This window comes from Corynebacterium sp. ACRPZ (assembly GCF_022346205.1).
GTDB lineage: Bacteria > Actinomycetota > Actinomycetes > Mycobacteriales > Mycobacteriaceae > Corynebacterium > Corynebacterium lehmanniae.
In genome coordinates this window covers 1-24,548 of record NZ_JAKRMR010000016.1, presented here as the reverse complement: position 1 = coordinate 24,548, position 24,548 = coordinate 1, and the positions used below count along the sequence as shown (strand labels likewise).

21 protein-coding genes, 1 pseudogene and 1 riboswitch are annotated in these 24,548 nt (G+C 63.7%); of the genes and pseudogenes, 9 read left to right on the top strand and 13 right to left on the bottom strand.

Annotated elements, in window-relative coordinates; genetic code table 11:
- Positions 1-176 precede the first annotated feature (176 nt).
- The 4 genes from MHX64_RS10480 to MHX64_RS10465 are packed head-to-tail and all read right to left on the bottom strand — an operon-like array spanning position 177 to position 5,615.
- Complete coding sequence (locus MHX64_RS10480) at positions 177-1,550, bottom strand: NAD-dependent succinate-semialdehyde dehydrogenase (protein WP_239357330.1); 1,374 nt, start codon at positions 1,548-1,550, stop codon at positions 177-179.
- Positions 1,551-1,596: 46 nt separating this feature from the next.
- Positions 1,597-2,823, bottom strand: a complete 1,227-nt coding sequence (locus tag MHX64_RS10475) for an oxygenase MpaB family protein (protein WP_239357329.1) — start codon at positions 2,821-2,823, stop codon at positions 1,597-1,599.
- Positions 2,824-2,859: 36 nt separating this feature from the next.
- On the bottom strand, positions 2,860-4,239 hold the full coding sequence (locus MHX64_RS10470) for an oxygenase MpaB family protein (protein ID WP_239357328.1): 1,380 nt from the start codon (positions 4,237-4,239) through the stop codon (positions 2,860-2,862).
- 5 nt (positions 4,240-4,244) lie between these two features.
- Positions 4,245-5,615 (bottom strand): oxygenase MpaB family protein, encoded by a 1,371-nt coding sequence (locus MHX64_RS10465; RefSeq protein WP_239357327.1) that lies wholly within the window; start codon positions 5,613-5,615, stop codon positions 4,245-4,247.
- 246 nt (positions 5,616-5,861) lie between these two features.
- On the opposite strand from MHX64_RS10465, the gene MHX64_RS10460 reads away from it, so the two are divergent.
- On the top strand, positions 5,862-7,001 hold the full coding sequence (locus tag MHX64_RS10460) for a PDR/VanB family oxidoreductase (protein WP_239357324.1): 1,140 nt from the start codon (positions 5,862-5,864) through the stop codon (positions 6,999-7,001).
- Positions 7,002-7,022: 21 nt separating this feature from the next.
- Here the strand turns inward: MHX64_RS10460 and MHX64_RS10455 are convergent, their stop codons facing one another.
- The 4 genes from MHX64_RS10455 to MHX64_RS10440 form a co-directional block, all read right to left on the bottom strand.
- Entirely contained in the window at positions 7,023-7,946 is a 924-nt protein-coding gene (locus MHX64_RS10455; protein WP_239357321.1) for a DMT family transporter, read from the bottom strand.
- Between the two features lie 76 nt (positions 7,947-8,022).
- Complete coding sequence (gene accC / locus MHX64_RS10450) at positions 8,023-9,408, bottom strand: acetyl-CoA carboxylase biotin carboxylase subunit (protein ID WP_239357319.1); 1,386 nt, start codon at positions 9,406-9,408, stop codon at positions 8,023-8,025.
- A gap of 7 nt (positions 9,409-9,415) precedes the next feature.
- Positions 9,416-9,952, bottom strand: a complete 537-nt coding sequence (accB, locus tag MHX64_RS10445; protein WP_181890000.1) for an acetyl-CoA carboxylase biotin carboxyl carrier protein — start codon at positions 9,950-9,952, stop codon at positions 9,416-9,418.
- Positions 9,953-9,955: 3 nt separating this feature from the next.
- Positions 9,956-11,512 carry a pyruvate carboxylase subunit B gene (locus MHX64_RS10440; protein ID WP_181889999.1) on the bottom strand — a complete coding sequence of 519 codons (1,557 nt, stop codon included), beginning with the start codon at positions 11,510-11,512 and terminating at the stop codon, positions 9,956-9,958.
- Positions 11,513-11,903: 391 nt separating this feature from the next.
- Here MHX64_RS10440 and MHX64_RS10435 point away from each other — a divergent pair, with 391 nt between their 5' ends.
- Positions 11,904-13,208, top strand: a complete 1,305-nt coding sequence (locus tag MHX64_RS10435; protein WP_239357357.1) for an MFS transporter — start codon at positions 11,904-11,906, stop codon at positions 13,206-13,208.
- A gap of 5 nt (positions 13,209-13,213) precedes the next feature.
- Here the strand turns inward: MHX64_RS10435 and prfB are convergent, their stop codons facing one another.
- On the bottom strand, positions 13,214-14,314 hold the full coding sequence (gene prfB / locus MHX64_RS10430) for a peptide chain release factor 2 (RefSeq protein WP_239357318.1): 1,101 nt from the start codon (positions 14,312-14,314) through the stop codon (positions 13,214-13,216).
- Between the two features lie 57 nt (positions 14,315-14,371).
- Positions 14,372-14,484: riboswitch (TPP riboswitch) on the top strand.
- Here prfB and thiC point away from each other — a divergent pair.
- On the top strand, positions 14,478-16,277 hold the full coding sequence (gene thiC / locus MHX64_RS10425) for a phosphomethylpyrimidine synthase ThiC (protein WP_370642129.1): 1,800 nt from the start codon (positions 14,478-14,480) through the stop codon (positions 16,275-16,277). It overlaps the preceding riboswitch by 7 nt.
- Positions 16,278-16,284: 7 nt before the next feature.
- A complete protein-coding gene (locus MHX64_RS10420) occupies positions 16,285-17,085 on the top strand; it encodes an inositol monophosphatase family protein (RefSeq protein ID WP_239357316.1) in 801 nt (266 codons plus the stop codon).
- A 9-nt stretch (positions 17,086-17,094) separates the two neighbouring features.
- Here MHX64_RS10420 and MHX64_RS10415 read toward each other — a convergent pair whose 3' ends face one another.
- On the bottom strand, positions 17,095-17,952 hold the full coding sequence (locus MHX64_RS10415) for a S1 family peptidase (RefSeq protein WP_239357315.1): 858 nt from the start codon (positions 17,950-17,952) through the stop codon (positions 17,095-17,097).
- A 121-nt stretch (positions 17,953-18,073) separates the two neighbouring features.
- Here MHX64_RS10415 and MHX64_RS10410 point away from each other — a divergent pair, with 121 nt between their 5' ends.
- Together MHX64_RS10410 and MHX64_RS10405 are read left to right on the top strand one after the other, a co-directional pair.
- Entirely contained in the window at positions 18,074-19,339 is a 1,266-nt protein-coding gene (locus tag MHX64_RS10410; RefSeq protein WP_239357314.1) for a DUF418 domain-containing protein, read from the top strand.
- On the top strand, positions 19,314-19,745 hold the full coding sequence (locus MHX64_RS10405; RefSeq protein ID WP_239357313.1) for a GNAT family N-acetyltransferase: 432 nt from the start codon (positions 19,314-19,316) through the stop codon (positions 19,743-19,745). Before MHX64_RS10410 ends, MHX64_RS10405 begins: the two co-directional genes overlap by 26 nt.
- A gap of 148 nt (positions 19,746-19,893) precedes the next feature.
- Here MHX64_RS10405 and MHX64_RS10400 read toward each other — a convergent pair whose 3' ends face one another.
- Positions 19,894-20,061, bottom strand: a complete 168-nt coding sequence (locus MHX64_RS10400) for a hypothetical protein (protein ID WP_034997626.1) — start codon at positions 20,059-20,061, stop codon at positions 19,894-19,896.
- Positions 20,062-20,161: 100 nt separating this feature from the next.
- Between MHX64_RS10400 and MHX64_RS10395 the strand changes: the two genes are divergently transcribed.
- The 3 genes from MHX64_RS10395 to MHX64_RS10385 all read left to right on the top strand — a co-directional run bounded on the left by MHX64_RS10395 (position 20,162) and on the right by MHX64_RS10385 (position 22,205).
- Positions 20,162-21,088: a cation diffusion facilitator family transporter gene (locus tag MHX64_RS10395; RefSeq protein WP_370642128.1), complete on the top strand. Its 927-nt coding sequence runs from the start codon at positions 20,162-20,164 to the stop codon at positions 21,086-21,088.
- Positions 21,089-21,316: 228 nt separating this feature from the next.
- Positions 21,317-21,568, top strand: a complete 252-nt coding sequence (locus MHX64_RS10390; protein ID WP_070473252.1) for a Rho termination factor N-terminal domain-containing protein — start codon at positions 21,317-21,319, stop codon at positions 21,566-21,568.
- On the top strand, positions 21,561-22,205 hold the full coding sequence (locus tag MHX64_RS10385; RefSeq protein ID WP_239357312.1) for a thiamine phosphate synthase: 645 nt from the start codon (positions 21,561-21,563) through the stop codon (positions 22,203-22,205). Before MHX64_RS10390 ends, MHX64_RS10385 begins: the two co-directional genes overlap by 8 nt.
- 30 nt (positions 22,206-22,235) lie before the next feature.
- Here MHX64_RS10385 and MHX64_RS10380 read toward each other — a convergent pair whose 3' ends face one another.
- The gene (locus MHX64_RS10380) at positions 22,236-23,486 is read right to left on the bottom strand and encodes a zinc-ribbon domain-containing protein (protein ID WP_239406331.1); all 1,251 of its coding nucleotides are present in this window, start codon (positions 23,484-23,486) and stop codon (positions 22,236-22,238) included.
- Positions 23,487-23,654: 168 nt separating this feature from the next.
- Positions 23,655-24,209, bottom strand: a pseudogene (locus tag MHX64_RS12110) (zinc-ribbon domain-containing protein); the annotation flags it as partial.
- Positions 24,210-24,548 lie beyond the last annotated feature (339 nt).

Below are 24,548 nucleotides of genomic sequence, written 5' to 3'. Positions count from 1 at the left end.
GGCGGGCCGGCAGACGGGGACGCGCGCCCCGCGACACATCGCGGCGGAATCTGTCAGACGGACCCCATCGCCCCAGGTCGATGCAAGAGGCTGCCGCAATGTGTCAGGAACCCACGCCAATGGGCAATCCCACCTGCAAAACAGGTGGGATTGCCCGGCGCCGATAAGGCAGCGTCTTAGTCGTTGACGTAGAGGTACTGCTTGTTCACGAACTCGTCGAGCGCGAACACGGACAGCTCGCGGCCGAAGCCGGAGCGCTTCACGCCGCCGAACGGCAGGACTGCGGAGAAGTACTGGCCGAGGTTGACGTGGATCATGCCGGTGTCGATCTGGTCCGCGACCTTGATGGCGCGCTCGGGGTCGTCGGAGAAGACCGCGCCGCCGAGGCCCTGGTAGGAGTTGTTGGCCAGCTCCACGGCCTCTTCCTCGGAAGCTACCTTGTAGATCTCCGCGACCGGGCCGAAGAACTCCTCGTAGTAGACGTCGGAGCCGACCGGCAGATCGGTCAGCACCGCCGGGGAGTAGTAGGCGGAGTTCTCGTCCATCTCGCCGCCGGTGCGCAGGTTCGCGCCCTGGGCGACGGCGCGCTTGACCTGGTCGTCCAGGATCTCGGCCGCGCGGCGCGAGGACATCGGGAAGTACTCGTTCTCGCCCGGGTTGGACGGGTCACCCTTCGTGTAGCCCTCGGCGATTGCGACCATCTCATCCACGAACTGGTCGTAGATGTCCTCCATCACGATGATGCGCTTGTTGGAGGTGCAGGCCTGGCCGGCGTTGTGGACGCGCTTGTCCCACGCCTCCTGGGCAGCGGCCTTGACGTCGGCGGCGTCGAGGATGACGTACGGGTCGGTGCCGCCGAGCTCGAGCACGACCTTCTTCAGGTTCTTGCCCGCGGTCTCCGCCACCTTGGCGCCGGCGCGCTCAGAGCCGGTGAGCGAGACACCCTGGACGCGCGGGTCCGCGATGATGGTCTCGATCTGCTCGTGGGTGGCGTAGACGTTGATGTACACGCCGTCGGGCAGGCCGGCGTCCTTCAGCACCTGCTCGAAGGCGGCCGCGGACTTCGGGGTGATCTCGGCGTGCTTGAGGATGATGCAGTTGCCGTTCATCAGGTTCGGGCCGGCGAAACGCGCGATCTGGTAGATCGGGTAGTTCCACGGCATGATGCCGAGCAGCGTGCCCAGCGGAAGGCGGCGCACGACAGCCTTGCCGCCCGGGACGTCGACTTTCTTGTCGGAAGAGTGCTCGGCGGCGTTGTCGGCATAGAACTGCAGGATGTCGCCGGAGAAGTTCATCTCCCACTCGCCCTCCGGGATGGGCTTGCCCATCTCTTCGGCGGCGATCTGCGCCAGCTCGTTTGCGCGCTCCTTGAGCAGCTGCGCTGCCTTGCCGACGATCTCCGCGCGCTCCTCGTAGGAGGTGTTGCGCCAGGTCTTGAACGCTTCCTCGGAGTGGCTCAGGATGTCCTGAATCTCCTGGTCGGTGGCGAATTCGAAGGTCTCCACGACCTCGTTGGTCACGGGGTTTTGCACGCGGTACTGGTTGGACATTGTGTTCCTTTCGGGGTTGGGTTTGTATCGATTGTGAACTCTATCACTATGCGCCGGTCCTGTAAGCACCGTCGCTCATTTTGATGCCTTGGTCTTGGCCCATGTAGGAGGTTTCCTGCGTCAGTGCGTCGAGAAGCGTCTTGTGGTTGTCCTCCACAACCTGCGCCAGCACCTCCGGATTGGCGCGCAGCAGATCGAAGCGCTGCTGCACGAGGGGGAGATCCAGCTCGGTGAACGGTCGCGACACTGCGTGCGGCACGTCGTAGATGTCTGCCACCTCGTCGCCGTGCATGAGGCGGGTGGCGGTATACATCCAATCGTCGATGGACTCGTCCGGGAACGGCAGGAGCTCCTTGACGTTGGTGCGGAAGCCGTTGAACAGCGCCTCCACCAGCGCGCGAGATGCGTCGTTGGGCTCGCCGTCGACGAAGTGGATCGCGTCGATCGTCTCCTGGGAAGCGTCGATGTCCGTCTCCGGCTCGAGGAGGTCGCCCGGGATGCCCAGCATCAGGCCCACGACCCGCCACAGGTAGAACAGGTCCTGCTCCTCCTCCAGGGAAAGGCGGTAGCCGAGGTTCCGGAGGTAGGTGAACGCGATGTAGGTGAAGTCGAACCAGGTGCGGAACATGTCCAGCTCGGAAATCGGCGCGCCCCACTCGGAGTAGTCCAGGCCGAGCTGCGTCTGCACGCGGCGCACGTGCGCGTGCATCGCGCGCACCATGCCGGTGTGGATGTAGCTGACATTGCCCGGCTTGAGCCCGTCCTTCAGGTACACCGAGTAGATCCAGTTGGTGGTGTACGCCAGGCGGTGCACGGCACCCTCGGTGAGCTCGCCGGTGTTGACCAGGATGTCGGCGATAGACGGCGCCGAGTAGGTGTGGATCAGCGCGCCCGGGCCGAGCGAGAGGTTCTGCGCCAGCACCGGGATCGCCAGCGCAGCCTTCTGGCCGCGCTCAAGCCGCTCCCAGTCCACGCCGTCGAGGGCGGCATTCATGTCGTCGATGAGTGCCTTGACCTCGGGCAGTGTGTCCGCGTCCGCCTCGCCGCGCGCGAGTGCCGCGCGCAGGTTCGGCATCACGTCCTTACTCTTATTGCCGCTGGTGTACAGCGCATCGGCGACCGGGTCCATCGCCCAAAACGCCTGCTCGAACCGCTTCGCACGTGCTTCGCCAAACTTCTCGACGAAAGCTTCGCGGCTGCCTCGCGCCTCAGGCCAGTCAGTGCGGTTGTAATGGTCCTGCGCCAACGGGTTGTCAACGAATGTCTGAGTCATGGTTGTGCTCCTTGTGTTGGGGACGGTCCGCGCGGGCTAGCGCAGGCCTTCTTTGGATGTGTCGTGCAGCTTGTACTCGGCCTTGACGTGCGGGGCCTTCTCGGCGACGTAGTCCTCGATCTGCTTGAACACGTCGGACCACGGCGGCTTGCCGTCCGCGGCCTTCTTCGCTTTCGCGGCCTGCGCGCCGGGGAGCTTGTCGCGCACGCGGTAAATGGCGGCCTCCGCCTTCGCCTTGAGCAGGAAGGCGATCTTCCAGTGCAGATACGGCGTGCCCTCGAAGCGGGACCCCTTGACCATGAACTTCGTGTCTTCGTCGCCGATGATCAAGGACAGCGCGCCGAGCACCTGCGCCGGCATCTTCGGGTCCAGGTCCTCGAGGATGCCCATCAGGGCGGTCGCCACACGCACGTGGTAGTCCGAGGAGTAGCCGCCGTTGGCGTAGATGAAGTCCGTCATCTTGCGCATCTCGTCGCCGGTCTTCGGGATCAGGCGCTCTTCGGCACCCATAAGGTAGAGCACCCACGCCCAGTACATGGCCACGTCGTCCCACTCCTCGCCGGTGTGCGGGCGGCCGAAAAATTCGTCCACACCGATCGGCATGAGCGCGAACCAACCCTCGCCGGAGACGAGGAAGGACGAGCCGATGGGGCGGCCGAACTCGTTGTAGTGGTCCGGGCCCCACAGCTTTTCCAGGCCGCGGTTGGCCTGAGCGTGCAAAAGACGCACGCGTACGGCGGCTTTCAGGCCGTCGCTGAAGCGGTCAAATACGCCCTTCTTGCCCAGGTCGACGAAGAACTTCACCGTCTCGATGATGCGGGTGAAGGACTCGATCTCGAACATCGCGGTCTCGCCGGTTGCCGCGGAGGTGCGGTCCTCCATCGTGGTGGCCCAGTAGGCGAAGCCGATGGAAAGCAGCTCCGCGGACGGCGTGACGTTGTAGTAGGCGATGCGGCCGCGCTCGGCGGCCTCGAGGTCGATCCAGTCCGGGATGTTGCCCACCTCGGCGAAGAACTCCACCAGCTCCGGCGACGGGTCGGCGACCTTGTCAATGCCCTGGTTCAGCGCCGTTTCAAAATCGGCGCGGGACTTCTCCGCCCCGTCGCGCTTGAACGCCTCGGCGAGTTTGGCTCCGGTTTCGTCGGTCTGCCACATGTGATCGTCCAGAAGCTTTGTCTGGAAGCTGGTGTAGCCCTCCCACTCGTCGGCGACGGTGTGCCAGCGGTCGAACAAGTTGTGGCGCAGCGTCGCCCAACCCGGCCGGCGCGTGCGGCGCTTCGGGGCTGGGCGAAGCGGCATGCCGTCCCGGTAGAAGTAGCGGAAATCCTCGAAGGGATTGTCCGACATCGGCAGGATCTCCGGGTGCACCGGATGTTGGTGCTTGACGTCCTGTTGCGCCTGAGTGCTCGTAGTCATTCTTGTTATCGCTGCGCTTCCTTGGAGTCGTCGTGAAGAGTCCAGGCGACTTTGACGTCTGGTTCGTTAGTGCGGATGTACTCCTGAACCTCTTCAAGTGCGTTCGTCCACGGCGGTCGACCCTCCGTGGCCTTTTGGATCTTGTATTGCTCTGCGTCTTTCCGTTCGTCGATCTTCCGAGCTTCTTCCGCTTCCGCTCGCGCCTTGGCCTCGAACTCAGCAGTCGCCTCGGTGAAATCAACGTCGGCCCAACGGGTGCCCTCGACCATGAACTTCGTGTCCTCAACCCCAACGATGGTCGCGAGAGAGCCGAGCATCTCCAATGGGAGGTCAGGATCCATTTGCTCCACAATGGACATCAGCGCGCTTGCCACGCGCTGGTGGTAATCAGAGGATCGGCCACCATTTGCGTAGATGAAGTCCGTCATCTTGCGCATTTCGTCACCATCGCGCGGGATCAGTCGTTCCTCTGCTCCCATAATGTGCAGGACGTACGCCCAGTACATCGCAACGTCATCCCAATCGCGACCCGAATGCGGGCGCCCAAAGAACTCATCGATGGCGAGGGGCATCAAAGCAAACCAGCCTTCGCCCGACACCAGGAAGCTGGACCCGATGGGGCGACCAAACTCGTTGTAGTGGTCCGGCCCCCACAGTTTTTCTAAGCCCCGGTTGGCCTGAGCATGCAGGAGGCGAACATGGATTGCAGACTTTCGGCCATCGCCGAAACGATCAAAGACATCTTGCTTGCCGAGGTCAACGAAGAACTTTGAGGTCTCCAACGCGCGCTGCATCGATTTGAACTCGAACATTGCTGTTTCACCGGTAGCGGCGGACGTTCGGTCTTCCATAGTGGTTGCCCAGTAGCCGAAGTTGAACGTCAGCAGGTCGGCGCATGGCGTCGCGTTGTAGTAAGCCACACGACCACGCTCAGCAGCTTCTAGATCTATCCACTCGGGAATGTTGTCTACCTGCTCGAAGAAGGCGACGAGTTCCGGTGACGGGTCCTCGACTTTTTCTATGCCCTCATTTACCGCGGTTTCGAAATCCTGCCTCGACTTTTTCGCACCGTCGCGCCTGAAGGCTTCCGCTAGCGCAGCGCCGTATTCGTCGGTCTGCCACATGTGGTCGTCAAGCAGCCTTGTCTGCAGTGTGTCGTAACCACTCCAGTCATCGTGAACCGTGTGCCAACGGTCGAACATGTTGTGGCGGAGCGTTGACCAGCTGGGCTTATCAGTTCGGCGCTTGGGCGCCGGACGGAGAGGCATGCCATCGCGATAGAAATACCGGAAGTCCTCGTACGGGTTATCCGACATTGGAAGAACTTCTGGGAGCTTTTCGGCCCCAACCGAAGAGGAGTTGATTGTCGCAGTCATCTTCGTCCCTTCTTTTCTTTCAGTAGTGCCTGCGAAACCGCAGCTAGTGCTGCTTAACGGATGCCCACCATGGAGTAAGCTAAGCAATAGTGCGACCTATATGTGGTGCCTGTCACTTTCCGTATGTGAAGATGGTATTCGTTACACTTTGGACTGGCAACCACTTTCGCCGGGTTGTTTGTCGGCGATTCTTTTCCAACGGAGGTCAACGTGAGGAACGGCACGGCTATTCGCAATCTGACCAGCATGTTTTCAGGAAGAAGCAAGGGCACCGACCCCAACGCAGCGGACAGGGAGGCCGCGTTAGCCAGTCGCCAGGCGGCGCAATCTGCTCCGGCAGGCAGTGAAACCAAGGTCGACGCCGAGTTCCCCAACAACGCCATCGAACTCACCGCCGTCGACGTCGAGCGCGCCCACGGCATCGCCTTGATCACGCTGCAAACCCGCGACGGCTCCCCCATCCCCGGCTACGAGCCAGGCTGCCACGCAGACTTTTTGCTGCACTCCCCCGAGGGCGAGGAGCTTGTGCGCCAGTTCTCCCTGTTCCCCATGCACCGCCTCGGCACCGAAGAAGCTGACCAGCGCGCCATCTACGGCATCGAGGTGAAGCTGGAGACGGATTCGCGCGGCGGCTCCATCGCCGCCCACAACATCGAGCCGGGCGACACGGTGCGCATCCTGCCGCCCCGCAATAACTTCGGCCTCGCGCCCGGCGCGAAGCGCTCGATCCTGGTGGGCGCCGGCGTGGGCATCGCGCCGATCTTTTCGCTGGCGCGTGAACTGCAGATCCAGCGGGCGGACTACTCGGTGCTGTACTTCGCGTCCAGCCAGGAGCGGGCGCTGATGCGCCACCTCATTGACACCTACCTCCACGGCCAGACCAAGAGCATCTTCGCTACCGGCGAGCGCGACAAGCAGTCCGGCTACATCAAGGAGGCCCTCGCCGCCTCAGACACCGCCCCGGAGGACACCCACCTGTACGTCTGCGGGCCGCAGGGCTTCATGGACGGCGTCATCGAGGTCGCGACCGAGCACCTGCCCATGGCCAACATCCATTTCGAGGCCTTCCGCGCCGCGGAGGAAACGCTCGCCGGCAACCACGACGCGGACGGCCCGTTCGAGGTCGTCCTCAACGGCGAGACCTACAAGGTGCCGGAGGGCCAGAGCGTCCTAGACGTCTTCGAGGACGAGGACGTGCCGATTTTGTCCCAGTGCTCCGAGGGCACGTGCGGCACCTGCATCATGCGCGTCGTGGACGGCACCCCGGACCACCGCGACAGCATCTTCACCGAGGAGCAGCACGAAAACGGCGCCTTTGCCACGTGCGTCTCCCGCTCACTGTCCCCCACCCTCACCCTGGAGCGGTGGAGGAACCTGCGCGGCTAGGCGCACATTGCCTATCGACGCCTAAAGCATGCGCACCATCACCACGCCCGCCAACACAATGGCAAGGCCGGCAAGGCGGTAGGGCGTGGGCACGCTGCGCCGTCCGCCGGTGCCCACGCCAAGGGATTCGAGCACCTGGCCGCAGATGATGTTGCCTACCAGCGCCGCAATCACGGTGGTGCCGGTGCCCAGGATCGGCGACAGCGCAGCGCCGCCGAACACGAAGAACGCACCGAGCATGCCGCCGAGCCACATCCACCACGGCCCCGGCGCGATACCTGTGGCCAGCGCCCGGCGCGGGCCGGGCAGCAGCACGGACATGGCGGCCAGAAGCGCAAGGCCGACCACCAGGGAGATTTGGCCTGCCTGCAGCGAGCTGCCCAGCGCGCGGCCGAGGTGGCCGTTGACGGCGGTTTGGGTGGCCGAGCCCATGCCTATGACCACGCCGAAGGCGCGCAGCGCCCACAGCGTGGCGCCTTCGGCGGTGCCGTGGATGGTTCGTGTGCGCCCGATCTCCAGCACCATGGCGATGCCGCCGACCACGATCAGCGCGCCCAGAAGACGCAGCGGGCCGACGGCGACCTGCGGCGACTGGAACAGCCCGAACCGGTCGATTAACAGCCCCATGATCACCTGGCCCAGAATCGGTAGGATCACGGTCTGCACCGGGCCGAGTTTGGGGAACAGGACGATGTTGCCGGCGATGAACATCACGCCCATGAACCCGCCGAGCCATGCCCACCACGGTTGCGAGGCGGCCGTCGATAAGTCTGGCACCAGTGCCCCACTCGCACCCCAAGAAATAACGGAGGCGACCACCACCGCAATGATGAAGGACACAAACGTCGCGCCGATCGGCGAGCCGACGCTTTGCCGCAGCCGGGTGTTAATCGCGGTCTGGACGGGCACGATCGCGCCCACCAGCATGGCCAAAAGCAGCAGCACTGTGTTCTCCTCCCTCAAGCTGAACAGGCAGCCGGGGCGAAATGCGCCCGGCTGCCTGCCCTACACGTTGCGACGGCTACTCGTCCGTCGGGATCGTGTCCATGTTCTCCAGCATCTTGGCCACGTAGCCGGTGTTGAACTCGCCGGAGCGGAACTTCTCACTGTTGATCAGCTGGGCCTGGAACGGCGCGGTGGTGACCACGCCGTCGACCTTGAGCTCGTCGAGCGCGCGCAGGGTGCGCTCGATGGCCTCGTCGCGGGTGTCCGCCCAGCAGATGAGCTTGCCCACCATCGAGTCGTAAAACGGCGGGATTGTGTAGCCGGTCTCGATGTGGGTGTCCATGCGCACGCCGAACCCGCCCGGGGTGCGGTAGTGCTCAATCTTGCCGGGGCGCGGGGCGAAGTTCTCGTTCGGGTCCTCGGCGTTGATGCGGCACTCGATGGCGTGGCCGCGGATCTGGATGTCGTCCTGGGTCAGGCGCAGCTTCTGCCCGGAGGCGATGCGCAGCTGCTCCTGGATCAGGTCCACACCGGTGATCATCTCGGTGACCGGGTGCTCCACCTGGATGCGCGTGTTCATCTCGATGAAGTAGTACTTGCGCTCGATGTTGTCGAAAACGAACTCGACGGTGCCGGCATTTTTGTAGCCCACCTCTTTACAGAGGTTGATGGCGGCTTCTTGGAGGCCAGCGCGCAGTTCGTCGTCAATCGCGGGCGAGGGCGCTTCCTCGATGAGCTTCTGGTTGCGGCGCTGCGAGGTGCAGTCGCGCTCGCCAAGCGCGATGGCGTTCTCGCCGTCCGCGAGCACCTGGATCTCAATGTGGCGGATGTCGGTGAGGTAGCGCTCGATGTAGACGGACGAGTCGTTGAACGCGGACTGCGCCTCGTTCATGATCTCGTTGAGGTCTTTTTCCAGCGTGTCCTCGGACTCCACCACTCGCATGCCGCGGCCACCGCCGCCAGCGGCGGCCTTAATCAGAAGCGGGAAGCCAGTTTGCTTTGCGACGTCTAAAGCTTCCCCGAACTCAGTCACCACACCGTCGGAGCCGGGCACCGTGGGAACGCCGGCTGCCTGCGCGATTTTCTTCGCCTCGATTTTGTCGCCCATGCGGCGGATGTGCTCCGACGAGGGGCCGACGAAGCCGATGTTTTCGTCCTCGACCATCTTGACAAAATCGGCCTTCTCGGAGAGGAAGCCGTAGCCGGGGTGGATGGCGTCGGCCTTGAACGCCATCGCGGCGGAGACGATCAGCTCGGGGCTGTTGTAGCTCTTGGCGGCGTTGGCCGGGCCAATGCACACAGCCTGGTCGGCTTCCTTGACCGGCAGGGAGTCGCGGTCGCCCTCCGAGTACGCGAGGATGCTCTTGATGCCGAGCTCCTTGCAGGCGCGGATGACGCGCAGCGCGATCTCGCCGCGGTTGGCAATGAGGACGCTGTCCAGCAGCTTTTCAGATTTAGCCATGGGGTACCTACTTCGGCTCGATGACCATCAGCGGCTGGCCGTGCTCGACGGCGTCCTCGTTGTCCACGAGGATCTCGGTGACGGTGCCGGCGGTCTTCGCTTCGATGTTGTTCATCAGCTTCATCACTTCGACGATGCAGAGCACCTGGCCGACCTCGACGGTGTCGCCGACCTTCACAAACGGGTCCGCGCCCGGCTTCGGGGCGGCGTAGAAGGTGCCCACCATCGGGGACTTGACCTCGATGCCGGTGCCGGAGCTTGCCGGAGCAGCAGCTTCCGGCTTCGGGGCATCTTCCTTCGGAGCCTCCGCAGGCGCCGGGGCCTCGGCCGGAGCAGGAGCCGGTTCCGGTGCCGGTGCTTCAGCCTTCGGCGCTTCCGGTGCGGCCGGTGCCGGGGCTGCCTTGAGGTGGCTCAGACCACCCGGGGTCTTGGACAGGGCGAGTTCGATGTCGCCGTACTTGATGCTCAGCTCTTCGATGTCGCCGGACTGGTTGACCCATTCAAGCAGGGACTTCAGTTCGTTGAAGTTGGTGATGTCAGACATGGTTTACTGCTCTCCTTTTTTGGTCAGGTTGATTTCGAGGTCGTCGGTCTTCAGTCGGAATTCGCCGGAGGTGGTGGTCTCGTAGATCTTCTGCACGAGCTTGGTTAGCTCGCCGCCCGGCACCCCTTCGCCTTGGCCCGCGCGGCCTTCGGCGACGAAGCGGCGCATCTCGTCGACGTTGTTGCCCGGGATGTTGGCGCGCAGCAGCAGCGTGTCGATGTCGTCGTCCGGGTACTGCTCCTTCAGGCCAGGCAGGCGCGGCTCGAGCTCCGGGCGGCCCTCCTCGATTTCGGAGGAGCCGTTGGCCTTGATCTTTTCCAGCGCGTCCGGGTCGATCGGCGCGAGCGGCTCGCCGTAGTGGCCGAGCGCGTACTTTTTAATCTCGTTAGGCACCACGGAGTAGCGCTCGCCGGAGATCACGTTCATCACAGCCTGGGTGCCCACGAACTGGGCGAACGGGGTGATCATGATCGGGTACGCCAGCTCCTCGCGCACGCGTGCGGTTTCGTAGAGCAGGTCTTCGAAGCGGTCCGACAGGCCGGCGGTGGCGAGCTGGGATTCGAAGTTGGTGAGCATACCTCCCGGCAGCTGGTGCATGTAGTGCACGCCGTCGAACGCGCGGGGCTTGCCCACCGGCTTGTCCTCGCGGTCCGCGATTTCCTGGAGCTTCTGACTGGCGTTGTCCACACGCTCGTCGTCGATGTTGACGGTGTAGCCCAGCGCGCGCAGGTCGCGGGCGAGCGCCTGGGTGGCGGGCTGGCCCTGGCCGTTGGCGAGCGGGGCGATGGAGGTGTGGATGGAGTCCACACCGAGTTCTGCAGCGTAGATGTAAGTCAGCGGGGACAGGCCGGTCAGCGAGTGGGTGTGGACCTCCAGCGGAAGGTCGTTGCCGATGGCGCTGCGGATAGCCGGGATCAGCGTCTTCATGCGGTCCGGGGTGAGCAGGCCGCCGGCGTCCTTGAGCATGATGCGGTCCACGTCGGTGCGCTCGACGAGCTCTTGGGCCTTGTCGATGTAGAGCTGGTCGGTGTGCACCGGCGACAGGCAGTAGGACAGGCAGCCGTAGGTCTCGGCGCCGAGCTCCTTGGCCAGGATGAGGGTGTCAGCGATGTTGTCGATGTCGTTGAGGCCGTCGAAAGCGCCGATGACGCGGAAGCCGTTGGCGTAGAGGCGCTCAACCCACGCGTGGATGACGTCGTCAGGCAGAAAGTCGAAGGACGCGAGGTTGCGGGAACGGACCATGGAGCGGAACTTCGTGTTCGGTGCGGCCTCGTGCACCTTGCGCACGCGCTCCCAGGGGTCCTCCCTGAGGTAGCGCACCGGCACGTCGAACTGAATCGGAGCGACCAGGTCAACATGCTCAAAGCCAGCGTTGGTCACGTCGTCGAGCAGGTCCATGATGTGCTCGGTGCGCATGCGGGTCGCCCAGATGGACTGGTGCGCGTCGCGCAGCGTGGTGTCGATGATCTTGATTTCTCGCTCACTGTCCGCCGGTCGACCACCCGCGGCGAAGATTTCAGCGAGGCTCTCTGTGCTCAGCTCTTCTGGGCTAAGTGCCATTGTTCCTCCTTAGAAACGCCAGACCGTGGCAACTGCCGAGTGGCTAGCCACCGTTGCGCACAATGTACGCCCGAAAAAGTGTGAAGCGCGACTCATTTCAGTTCAAACTTGTGAAACCGCACCTTGAGTGCACTTATGCGCGGTAAACCACTCCCCCCGTTCTGGGGTGCGCATAAAGCACGCGCGTTCGCATACCGAACACCGCTCCCGTGCCACCCATCCCGGAAACCCGCAACGAGCTGCAGTTTCTCTCCGGTGCCCCAGAAATCGAGCACTAAAAAATGACGTGCTTCGGATCATTCCGCACCCAACAACGTGATCTAGGCAATACATTTTCGGACAAACAACAGTCCCCGAAGGAGGAACCGTGAGTACGAAACACAGCTTCACAATGGGCACGACCCATATCGAGGCCGAACGCCCGGCAGACAGAAAGTCCCTCGGCGCCAGCCTCATCGGCCAGCTGCTCGAATGGTTCGAGTGGAGCTCCTACGCCGTCTTCGCCCCGTTCATCGCGGCAGCCTTCTTCGACAAATCCGACCCAACCTCGGCACTGTTGGCCACCTTCGGTGTCTTTGCTGTCGGCTTCCTAGTCCGCCCGCTCGGCGGCATCATCTTCGGCCGCATCGCAGACCGCGTGGGCCGCAAGAACGTGCTGATGATGACGATCATCATCATGGCGCTGTCCGCCGTGATCATCGGTGTCATGCCCACCTACGAGCAGATCGGCATCTGGGCCTCCATCATCCTGCTGCTGGTGCGCGTGATCCAGGGCTTCGCCCACGGCGGCGAGTCAGCCACGGCCAACAGCTACATCCCCGAGATCGCCCCGCGCGATCGCCGCGGCAAGTGGGGCTCGATGGTCTACATGTCCATCTTCGGCGGCTCAGTGATCGCCTACACCCTCGGCGGCATTATTTCGCTTGTGCTTAGCGACGAGCAGATCGGCGCATGGGGCTGGCGCATCCCGTTCTGGCTGGGCGCCGCTGCCGCGTTCGTGGCCCTGTACCTGCGCCGCCACATGCAGGAGTCCGAGCACTTCAACGAGATCCAGGAAGGCGGCGCCAAGTCCTACGACGACCTCTCGGCCACCCGCCCGCAGACCCCGGTCCGCTCCAACTGGATGAACATCCTGCTGGTCATCGGCATGGTCTCCGGTGTGACCGCAGCGCACTACACCTGGACGTCCTACGTCTCCACCTACGCCATCACTCACGCCGGCATGTCCACGCAGGGCGCGTACTGGGTGTCCGTATTCGCGCAGACCTGCGGCCTGATCGCCCTCCCGCTGTGGGGTGCGCTGTCTGACCGCATCGGCCGTAAACCCGTGATGTACACCTTCGCCATTGCGGTGGGCCTGCTGCAGATCCCGCTGATGGGCATGATCGATTCCCGCCCGTGGACCATGCTCGTCGCCGCCACCGTAGCGGTGGTGGCCGTCGCAGCCGGCGGCGCGCTGCTAGCCCCGGTGATGGCGGAGGTATTCCCCACCTCCCAGCGCACCAGCAGCATCGGCTTCGCCTACTCGCTGTCCGTGGCCGTCTTCGGCGGAACCGCACCGTACATCTTCCAGTGGTTCACGTCCCACGACCTCACGCACATTTCCGGTATCTACGTTGTGGTGCTGTGCGTGCTCACCCTGATCAGCATGAAGATCCTCCCGGAGACGAAGGGCATCGATCTCCGCGACGCCTAAGGGCTTTACGCCTCCTGCTGCTGCGCCATGCGCCAGCGGATGCCGGCCTCTAAGAACCCGTCGATGTCGCCGTCGAGGACCTTCTGCGGGTCGCCGACCTCAAAGTCGGTGCGCAGGTCCTTGACCATCTGGTACGGGTGCAGGACATAGGAGCGCATCTGGTTGCCCCAGCTGGCGTTGCCGCCGGCGCCGAGGGCATCCATCTCAGCCTTTTCCTCCTGGCGCTTCTTCTCCAACAGCTTGGACTGCAAGACGTTGAGCGCCGAAGCCTTGTTCTGGATCTGGGACTTCTCGTTCTGGCAAGTCACCACAATGCCGGTAGGGATGTGGGTGATGCGCACTGCGGAGTCGGTGGTGTTCACGCTCTGCCCGCCGGGGCCGGATGAGCGGTAGACATCGACGCGGATGTCGGAGTCCGGGATGTCGATGTGGTCGGTCTGCTCCACCACCGGCAGCACCTCCACCTCGGCGAACGAGGTCTGGCGGCGCGCCTGGTTATCAAAGGGCGAGATGCGCACGAGCCGGTGCGCGCCCTGCTCCACCGAGAGTTGGCCGTAGAGGTACTCGCCGTGCACGACGAAGGTGGCGGATTTGATGCCGGCCTCCTCCGCATAGGAGATGTCGTAGATGTCCACCTTGTGGCCTGCCTTTTCGGCCCAGCGGGTGTACATGCGCATGAGCATCTCTGCCCAGTCCGCCGCGTCCACGCCGCCGGCGCCGGAGCGGATGTGCACTACAGCTTCGCGGGCGTCGTACTCGCCGGAGAGCATGGTCTGCACTTCCAGCGAGTCAATCTGCGCGGCCACGTCCTCCAGCTCCTCGTCGGCCATGGAGGCGTCGCCTTCTTCTTCGGCGAGTTCGTACATCACCGGCAGGTCGTCGATACGCGAGCGAAGCGAGGCGACCTTCTTTAAGCGCCCCTGCACATTGGACAGCTCGGTGGTGACCTTTTGCGCGTGCGCTGGATCGTCCCAAAGCGACGGGTCGCCGGCTTGCGCCTCCAGCTCGCGGGCGCGCTCGCGCAGGACGTCCAGGTCCATCACCTTCTCAATGGTGGAAAGTGTGGAGCTTAAGTCCTTGATCCGCGTCTGAGTTTCCGGCTGCATAGGGGCAAAGTCTAGCGAACCGCCTGACGCGGCCACCAAGACGGGATACAGTGGCTTGCGACCCAACACGGGCGCCCGGGGCACCGGGCTGAGATCGCGCTGATGCCGGCGCGAGCACCGTTCGAACCTGTCTGGTTAGCACCAGCGAAGGAAGGAGAAGGTCGTGGTTCACGACATCTATGCCCATGAAATCCACCCGAAGCACTCCTACGCCCCGATTGTGAAAGACGGGCTGGAGGTTCCGGAGACTGCGATCCAGCTGGATGATTCCCCCACCGGGCCGAACGAGCCGTTCAAGATCTACCGCACCCGCGGCCCGCACGCGGAGCCGGAGGTGGGCCTGCCCAGCCTGCGAGGCGAGTGGATCACCGCCCGCGGCGATGTGGAGGAATACGCAGGCCGCGAGCGCAATCTGCTTGACGACGGCCGCGCGGCCGTCAAACGCGGCGCCGCCAGCGAGGAGTGGCGCGGCGAGTCCCGCACACCGCTGCGGGCCAAGGACGGCCAGCGCGTGACCCAGATGGCGTACGCGCGCCGCGGGGAAATCACCCGCGAGATGGAGTTCGTGGCGCTGCGCGAACACTGCGACGTGGAGAAAGTGCGCGAAGAGGTCGCCGCGGGGCGTGCGATCATCCCGAACAATATCAACCACCCGGAAAGCGAGCCGATGATCATCGGCAACGCGTTTTTGACCAAGATCAACGCCAACATCGGCAACTCCGCGGTGACCTCCTCCATCCGCGAGGAGGTGGACAAGCTGCGCTGGGCCACCCGCTGGGGCGCCGACACCGTGATGGACCTGTCCACCGGCGACGACATCCACGCCACCCGCGAGTGGATCCTGCGCAACTCCCCGGTGCCCATCGGCACCGTGCCGATCTACCAGGCGCTGGAGAAGGTGGGCGGCGTCGCCGAGGACCTGACCTGGGAGATCTTCCGCGACACCGTGATCGAGCAGTGCGAGCAGGGCGTGGACTACATGACCGTGCACGCCGGCGTGCGCCTGCCGTACGTGCCGCTGACCTCCAAGCGCGTCACCGGCATCGTCTCCCGCGGCGGCTCGATCATGGCCGGCTGGTGCCTGGCCCACCACAAGGAGTCCTTCCTGTACGAGAACTTCGACGAACTGTGCGAGATCTTCGCCCAGTACGACGTCGCATTCTCGCTTGGCGACGGCCTGCGCCCCGGCTCCGTGGCCGACGCCAACGACGCCGCCCAGTTCGCCGAACTGAAAACCATCGGCGAGCTGTGCAAGCGCGCCTGGGACTACGACGTGCAGGTGATGATCGAAGGCCCCGGCCACGTGCCGCTGAACATGATCCAGGTGAACAACGACAAGGAAGAGCAGTGGTGCGGCGGCGCGCCCTTCTACACGCTCGGCCCCCTGGTCACCGACATCGCGCCAGGCTACGACCACATCACCTCCGCCATCGGCGCGGCCAACATCGCGGCCGGCGGCACGGCGATGCTGTGCTACGTCACCCCGAAGGAGCACCTGGGCCTGCCCAACCGCGACGACGTGAAAACCGGCGTGATCACCTACAAGGTCGCCGCCCACGCAGCCGATGTGGCCAAGGGCCACCCCGGCGCGCGCGACTGGGACGACGCGATGAGCAAGGCCCGCTTCGAGTTCCGCTGGCACGACCAGTTCGCCCTGTCCCTGGACCCGGAGACGGCGCAGTCCTACCACGACGAGACGCTGCCGGCGGAGCCGGCGAAGACGGCGCACTTCTGCTCGATGTGCGGCCCGAAGTTCTGCTCCATGCGCATCTCGCAGGACATCCGCGACGAGTTCGGCGACCAGATCGCGGACCTCGGCATGCCGTCGTTCGACTTCGACGCCGACTCCCCGGCCGCGTCTTCCGACGCGCGCGAGGGCGAGCAAGAGATGGCGCGCGAATTCCGCGACTTGGGCTCGAACGTGTACCTCAAGGAGGGCGAGGAGTCCCCGACTGCGCCATAATGGCCGCGTGACCGATACGCAGCAGTTTATTTCCGACCACCGCAACGATTCCGACGCCGAGCTCGCAGCCGCGCTCGTGCGCCACGCTGGCCAGCTGGCGCTGCGCATGCGCGGCGAGGGCTTGGACGCGGAGGTGAAAACCTCCGTTTCCGACGTGGTCACGGAGGCGGACCGCGCGGCCGAGAAGTTCGTGGCAGACGTGCTCGAGGCGCTGCGCGGCGACGACGGCGTGATCGGCGAGGAAGGCGCCTCCCGCGCGTCTTCCACCGGCCGCACGTGGGTGATCGACCCGGTGGACGGCACCTACAACTTCTCCCAGGGCTCGGACTACTTCTGCTCGGCGCTCGCGCTTGTCGACGACAACTCCGCCCACTCCCCCGCCATCGGCGCCGTGCACCGCCCCGCCACGGACACCACGTGGATCGCGGCGGACGGTGTGGCCACGCGCGACGGGGTGGAGCTTGGGGGGCTAGCGGAGTCGTCGCTAGGCGAAAGCGCAGTGGTGACCTACCTGCACCCCACCTTTATGGCCAACGACGACGTGCGTGAGGCGTGGCTGCGCGTGATTTCCGGGGCGGCGACGATGCGCATGATGGGCGCCGGTTCTGTTGACCTGTCGAATCTCGCGTCCGGGCAGATGGGCGCGTGGCTGCAGCATACCGTGCCGGATTGGGACTGGCTGCCGGGCAAGGCGCTGGTCGAGGCCGTCGGCGGGCGCTGCATCAAGGTCGACGCGGGTGACGTGACCTGGTGCGTTGCCGGCAACCCGCGGATCGTGGACGAGATCGCCGAGCGCCTGCAGGGCTAGCTGCCCGGGCTAGGGCAAGCGGAACCCGCCCGGGATGTCGCCGAGCACGGCGTCCATGCGCAGCGCACCCGTCGGCGCGTGCAGCGGGCCCTGCAGCGGGGTGCGGCAGGCCACGTTGAACGGCGGGCCCCAGATGCCGCCGTTGATCATGCCGATCACGCGGTCGCCCACCATCAGCGGCGCGCCAGAGTCGCCCTGCATGGCGCAGACCTGGTTGGTGTTGCGCGCCTCCCAGTCGGTGTAGGTGAAACCGCAGGTGGTGCCGGAGGCCACGCCGGTTTTGCACACCACACCGCCCGGCTTCACCGGTGCGCCGCCCAGGTGGTTGACGGTCACGCCGTTGTAGGAACGGGTGACCTCGGCGTTGTCGGCGAGCGTGATCACGGCGTAGTCCAGCTCGCGGTTGACGTGTGTGATCGTGCCGGTGCGGCCGAGCTGCCAGGAGTCCGCGGAGCGCACCGCGTCGCCGACGTTGCCGCAGTGGCCGGCGGTAACGGCGATTTTCTCGCCGCGGTCGTTGTAGCCGGCCGCCGTGGTGGTGCACATGACTTCCTTGCCGGGCTCGGAGCCGACATACAGCGGGGTGCTCGGGCCGTAGAGGGCGCGGCCGCGTCGCATCGCCTCATCGGATTCGGCCGGGGTGCGCGGGGCGTCGAAGAAGGAGCCAGGGACGCGGTGCAGGACCTTGTCCGCCATGGGCTTTCCGGCCAGGACTTTGGACACCGGGTCGGTGCGCCACACGTAGTTGACCACGTCGCCCACCGGCGCCTCCGCCTGCTGGGCGTCCGCCGCGGGGCTGCCGATAGCCGCCGAGGTGGCAATCAGAAACGCGGCGGTAAGCAGGCGGGCGACGGACGAACGGCGCATAGCAACCCCAATCACATTGGCAACATGAGCATCAACAGAGACATTCAACCACATCCCTTTCCTCCGTGGGCTAGTAACCGCAAACGTGGCTCATGCGGGCCTGAGGCGGTACCTTGAGCGCATGCACGAAGCCGCCAACGCCGAACAGCACCAACCCACGCACCAACCCACGCAGCAACGCCCCCGCCTGATCGTCCCGGACCTCGCGCGCGGTACCGCCCTGTTGGGCATCGCGATGGCCAACGCCGCCCAGGGGTGGGTGATCAACGACTGGTCGGAGGACCAGTCCCGGGTGGGCTGGTCCGTCGGCGGCGTACGCCCGGATAGCGTGATCGACCAGATCGGCGCGGTGTTCGCCGCGATGTTCATCCACGTGCGCGGCCTGCCGATGTTCTCCACGCTGCTGGGCTTCGGCTTCGGCCTGGTCGCGGCCAGCCTGTACCGCAAGCACTACCCCGCCAAGCAGGCCCGGCGCGTGCTGTACCGCCGCTACGGCGCGCTCGCGCTGTTCGGCGTGGCGCACATGTTCCTGCTGTTCTACGGCGACATCATGCTCACCTACGGGCTGGTGGGCATCTTCCTCGCGGCGATGCTCACGCTGAGTTCGAAGACGCTGCGCATCATCGCCTACACAATCCTCGGCCTGTTCACGGCCTTCGGCGTCGCTGGCGGGATCGCCTCGTTCTACTTCGACGCCTCCGGCGGCTTCAACCAGTCTGAACCCACCGCCACCTTCGACACCTTCGGGGCGTACTTCTCGTTCAACCTGGACATGGCACTCGGGCAGCTGGTCGCGCAGCCGTTTGCGGTGCTGCAGCTGTTATCGCTTGCCATCATCGGCTACGTGTGGGCGAGGGAGCAAGTGCTTATCGACGTCCACGCGCACCGCCGCACCCTCATCACCTGGAGCATCATCACCGGGCTGGTCATCCTCTGCGTCGGCCTGCCCTGGGGCTTAGCCGCCGCGGGCGTGCTGCCGGACGAGTGGGAGCTGCCGCTGTTCGTGCTCAACCAGGCGCTCGGCTACCTCAGCGGCCCGGGTATCCTGGCGCTGCTCGCGCTGGCCACAGACGAGCTGAACAACCAGGTCCCGGGTTGGGCGCGCGCGTTCGTGGCGCTGGGCAAGCGCTCCATGTCGGGGTATCTCGCGCAGTCGTTCCTCTTCATCGCGATTTGCACCCCGGCGTTTTTGGGCATCGGCCTGGACGCCTCGGTCACCGGCAAGCTCATCATCGGTTTTGTGGTGTGGTTGATTAGCCTGCTGCTGGCGGTGGTGCTGGACCGGGCGGGCAAGCAAGGCCCGTTCGAGTGGGCACACCGCCACCTCTCCTACGGCAAGACGGGAAGGATTGAGCCGAAATATGATCAGCCTCAAATCACTGCATGAGATGACACCCATGCAGGTCCACCAGCTGTACAAGCTGCGTGTGGACGTCTTCGTGGCCGAGCAGAACTGCCCCTTCAAGGAGATCGACGACCAGGACGCCGCCCCTGAGACCCGCCACATCCTCGCCTTCGACGGCGAGACGTTGGCCGGCTGCGCCCGCGTCTTCCCCACCGAGGACGGCTCGCGCTTCGGCCGGTTTGTGGTCCATCCCGATTTCCGCGGGTCCGGCCTCGGCCCGCAGATCGTGCGCACCGGCATCGAATACACCGAGCGCTTCGACGGCGACCTCATCGTGGAGGCCCAATCCGGCCTGGTGGGCTACTACGAGCAGTTCGGGCTTGTCGCCGAGGGCGACGAGTTCCTCGACACCGGCGTCCCGCACAGAAAAATGCGGCTGGCCCGCTAGGGGCTCAAGCCGCATCGTTGCAGGTTAACCTGCTACTGGTCGGACCTGCGGTCGTCGACAAGCGTGTCGCTCTCGCCGCTGCGATTGCAAACGGCGTGTACGCGCCATGCTTGGTCCTAACTAGGTCCTAACTAGATTCTTGGCAGCGTTAACGCCCAGGCTTGATCAGCGTGCCGGCGAGAGAGGACGTGACGGCGGATCCCACCAGCACTCCGATGGTGTAGAGGATCCCGGTCACCCCCAGCATCTGCAGTAGCCAACCGAAAAACAGCGCGCCAACGACGGCGCCGGCGATTGCGACGACCCAACGTCCCATAGTGAAAACCTTCCTCAAGTTTTATCGAGAGTTTGATGGCCTGTCCGCACCACGGTACCGATTTGCTAGGCTCAGCCTCTGCAACGCGGGTGTGAAAGGGATGAAAACCGTGGCAAACAGCGTGGAAAACAACGAACAAAAACTCCTCGAGCGATTCATGTGGCTTTCCATCGCCGCAGCAGCACTGACCATCGCGCTGAAAGCGACTGCAGCGCTTGTGACGGGCTCCGTGGGCTTTCTTTCAGACGCCATCGAATCCGGAATCAACCTCGTGGCCGCCGCTGTGGGCCTGTGGGCGCTGAAGCTATCCGCCAAGCCTGCGGACGCCAACCACCACTTCGGCCACGCCCGCGCCGAATATTTCTCGGCGCAGGTGGAAGGTTCGCTGATTCTGCTGGCGTCTGTAGCGATCATCTACACCGCCATCGACAGGCTGATCAACCCCGTGCCGGTGGAGCAGCTCGGCATCGGCCTTGCGTTTACTGTGGCCGCGACGGTGCTCAACGGCGCAGTGGGTGTGCTACTTATCCGCGCGGGCAAGAAGTACCGCTCCACCACACTGGACGCTGACGGGCATCATTTGTTTACGGACGTCTGGACCACCGTCGGAGTCATCGTCGGCATGGCGCTGGTGTGGCTGACGGGCTGGCAGCCCCTCGACCCGATCGTGGCGCTGATCGTGGGCGCGAACATCATGTTCACCGGCTACAAGCTGCTCAAGGGCGCAATCCTGGGGTTGCTGGCGGAGTCGCTACCGAAGGAAGAAAACCAGATCGTCCACGCCTACCTGGACGAGTACGCCGCTGCCAACGGCGTGAAGTTCACCTCGGTGCGCACCACCGCCGCCGGCCGCGAGCGCATGGTCAACCTGGTCATGCAGGTCCCCGGCGACTGGACGGTCGCCCGCGCCCACGACCGCGCCGACGAGGTGGAGGTCGGCGTGGCCGAAGCCCTCGGCGGCGCGGAGACGATCGTGCACGTGGAACCGCTCGGGCATCCCACCCGCACCGGCCCGATGACGGTCTAGGGATCCCTTCTGCCGGGTGCCCCTCCAGCCCCCGCGCGGATCTGCTAGTTCCGTTTTTGAGCAACTAGCAGATCAAGTGTCCAACTTTACGTTTCCCCAGGTGATATTGGAACTGAACCCCAGCAACAGCGCCATCTGCTAGTTCCGTTTTCGAGCAACTAGCAGATCCGCAAATCACCGCCCGCAACCCGCCCCACCTGGACCTCGAAAACGCATAGGCTGGCGGCCATGGCTGATTCGATCAAGGATCCCGAGCTCTACGAGGCCCTGCTGCGCGAGGGCAACTCCAAGTCCAAGGCAGCCGCCATCGCGAACGCCGCGGCGCGCGACGGCCGCTCCGCAGTCGGCGAGCGCGGCGGCGAGTCCGGCTCCTACGAGGACTGGACCAAAGACGAGCTGTATGAACGCGCCCAGGAGCTCGACATCGAGGGCCGCTCCGAGATGACCAAAGACGAGCTGATCGAGGCGCTGCGTGACTAAGCCGTTTGATCTTCGCTGTTACTTCGTCACTGGCCAGGGCCCGGACATCGTGGAGCGCGCCCGCCAGGCCGCGGCCGGCGGCGCGGGCGTGATTCAAGTCCGCTCGAAGCCGATCACCGCCCGCGAGCTCTACGCGCTCTCCCGCGCCGTCGCGGAAGCGGTCCGCTCCGTCAACCCGCAGACGCATGTGCTTATCGACGACCGCGCCGACGTCGCCGCCGCCCTCCGCAACCAGGGCATCTCCGGCGTCCACGTCGGCCAGGACGACCTGGACGTGCGGGTGGTGCGCGAGCTGCTCGGCCCGGACGCGATCATCGGCCTGACCACCGGCACCCTGGAGCTGGTCCAAGCCGCCAACGAGCGCAAGGACGTGATCGACTACATCGGCTGCGGGCCGTTCCGCGCCACCCCGACGAAGGATTCCGGCCGCGCCCCGATCGGGCTGGACGGCTACCCAGAACTGGTCGCGGCGTCAGAGCTGCCGCTGGTGGCCATCGGCGACGTCACCGCCGACGACGCCTACGACCTCGCCCGCCAGGGCGTGGACGGGCTGGCGATCGTGCGCGGCATCATGCACGCGGACGACCCGAAGGCGTACTGCGAGCGCGTCGTCGCCGAGTTCGACCGGGCCTCCTAGGACAAACCAGACCTCTCGTCGGTCGAATATTTACTCATCTTTCTTGACATGGGGTGCGCGGCAATTGGGGCACTTTCCCCCGTTAAACCGGCGCTGAATCTTGGTTTCCCATTTATGCCCGCAATGTCTGCATAGCCAGCCCACTACGGTGTGACTTCGAGCGAACACCTTAGCTGGCTCCAAACTTCGTTCGTTATTGACTTCATAGTCCCATTCCTCCAACAGATCTGGGCGAAGGAATGCCAATGACTTTTCTTTGGGTGCAACTTTCTTTCTCACCCCCCGATATTGGACCCCGCAATCCCAACATCGGTGTCTCCCCTGCATGACTGAGTAGATTTTACTCTTCCGACTCGCGCCACAATCAACACAGAACCAGAAAGCTTCTACCTCGGAACCCGCCAATACTGATTCAGGAGAAAGCCCCATCTCAGTGTTCTTTTCGTAGTCCCACAGGGGCAGCAACTCGGGGTTGGTAGATGCCAGATCGTTGTATCCCAGCAACACTTGCTTCCCGTCACAGACTGGGCAGCCTGTTCCATTCCGTGTTCTCGATGCCACAATCGCTTGGTACCGGTGCTTTTCAGGACAAATCCACCACACAGAGTCATTGGAGTAGGGGCGATACTGATCCGGCGACTTTTCGTTCTCTCCGTAATCCCATTCCTGCGCCAGGGCAGGAAAAGCATCGAGCAGTGACTTTCCTTTGGCGGGTGCCCTGCGAAGTTGTGCCCTAGCCTTCGCGCTACACCTTGGACAACCCGTCCCCACTTTATTTGCAGTCCCGACACGGGCCTGAACCGACGTTTTCCAAACGTTCCCACAATCTTGACATCGCCAGTTGACCTTCCGGCTAGATCCAGGATGCAGTTGCTCAGGTCGCAATCCGTTGTTGTCTTCTGGAAGCAACTCATTCGCCAAAAGAGGATGGACGTTGGCGAGTGATTTCTCACGTTCAAAAAAAGTTAGGCGGTTAGATTGAGCTTCGGCCCATAACTGTTTTTGGTTGATGTAGCGGTCAAATGCTGGGGCGCTGAAGTTCAGTTCCCTCAATTTTTTCAAAACTTCTGCAACGGTTTCTGGGACATTTGCCCCCTCTTTGATCACGACATCATGTTCGGAAACCGGCGGCAGCGCTTCACGTATACGAACTACTGTCCATCCGTTTTCCTCAAGAAACTGGGTCTTCCTTTTGTCCCGGTCATAGTTGCTCGAATGCCAACGTCTGCCGTCGAATTCAATGGCCAACTTCCAATCGGGCGCACAAATATCGATTTGCACCCGTTTTCCTCCGATTCTCCAACGCCGCGTTTCCATATCTACAGGGACACCAACGGCCTTAAACTCACACCGTAGGACAATCTCAATTGCTGAAACCACAAGGAGACGGCACCCAGGGCATCCCGCACTCTTCACGCGTTGCTTGACAGCTGCGAAGACGGGGTGACCAGCGGAGCACACCCACCAGAATTCACGCTCACTACCTGCGCTTACCGCGGTGGGGTCGAAACCGGAAAGATGGTTTAGTTCATCAGCCCACTCTTTTGCCACGTGGGGGTGAGTAGTAGCGAGATCATTGAATCCCTTAAGCACTCGGCGTCCACCGCATATCGTGCACCCCCCTGGGAATGAGCCTTTAACTCGCCGTTTTGGTGGCATCCTTTCTTCATGCCCCAACGGGCACTTCCACCATCGATCGATTTCACTACGCGGAAAAACATCAAACGGAGTGGTACTTCCATTCCGGTCTGGATGCCAATTGCTGGAAACCAGCGGTTCAATATCTCCGAGCGATTTACCGGCTGGTGGCCGCTGTCGTAGTTTGCCACGACGTTTGCCAGCACATTTTGGGCAACCACGGCCACAACTTCGTCCGTTAACGGTTGCTTGCCAATGGTGCCCGCATTTAGAACATATCCACGCAGCTTTGAATGAGCTACGAGGAGTCGTCGTTTCTGGTGTCCTGCCCAGGGAGGCGTTTAGCTCTGCGTCCCATTCGACCACAAGATCAGGATGGACGTCCGCTAAAGACTTTCCAGGTTTCGGTTTCGACGATGGCACTGCGCACCCTCACTATCCGGCTAGAAGGAATAGCCGGAAACTATCAGGCGGCCCCGACACACCCAGAGAGTTAGATACTATGTTCCCGTGCGTGAACGACAATTCAAGTCGATTGCTAGCACCAAGAGAAGAAGTTGATATCGAACATACAAATCATTCGCGGTTGCGTCCCTTAGTGTGGTGTAACGCTTGCTGATGGTGGGCCCTGGAAAATGTAGGGGCGGCCACCGCCAGTAACCTTTCGACTCAACTACCACATCTCACCGAAAGGCACATGACGAT